General features: G+C 42.7%; 1 protein-coding gene. It reads right to left on the bottom strand.

Features of this window, described 5'->3' with window-relative positions; genetic code table 11:
- A partial coding sequence (locus EK369_RS21565; protein WP_164727092.1) for a hypothetical protein occupies window positions 1–589 on the bottom strand: 589 nt, incomplete at its 3' end.
- Window positions 590–600: the final 11 nt, after the last annotated feature.

Raw genomic sequence — 600 nt, 5'->3', positions numbered from 1 at the left:
TTCCACCTTGGGCTTGAGGGGTGTTTACGGCTTCGTTGACCTTGGTCTGTAATTTTCTGGCACTTTCGACAAATTCATTCACAACGTTCTTGGTTAAGGCACTGACCTGTTCGCCAGCAGATTGTAAGTTTGGTTGAACAGCTTTTATCAAATTGTCCAGTTCTTGGGCTACAGTTTTCACATTTTCGTCCAATTTGCCTTTGAGTTCTTTGGCTTTAGCTGTAGTTTCTGGTCCTGCGGCATTTTGGAGGTTGGTCACTGTTTTGGCCAAATTCTCAGACACCGTTTTGATAGTGTCATCAACTGTTCCTTTGTTTTCACTCAACTTGGTTTGCAACTGGCCGACAATTTTTTGGACATTGTTTGCAAATTCTTGACTTTGGGTTTTCAAGACATTCGTAACTTGAGTTGAATCCGGAAGTGAGTCTGTGATTGTTTTGGATACACTGTCAGCAATGGTCTTGGCTTGAGTTGCTAAATCTTCTAAAACATTTCCTGCAGGTGCTGCGGGTGGAGCTGCACTCTTAGGCTTTGCCAAGCAAACTTGTAGGGCTAAAGCCAAGACAAAGAAGACGAAAAGTTTTGCCATTTTAGAACTTG

The organism is Shimia sediminis, from assembly GCF_003990645.1.
GTDB lineage: Bacteria > Pseudomonadota > Alphaproteobacteria > Rhodobacterales > Rhodobacteraceae > Shimia > Shimia sediminis.
This window is presented reverse-complemented; position numbering and strand designations above follow the sequence as displayed.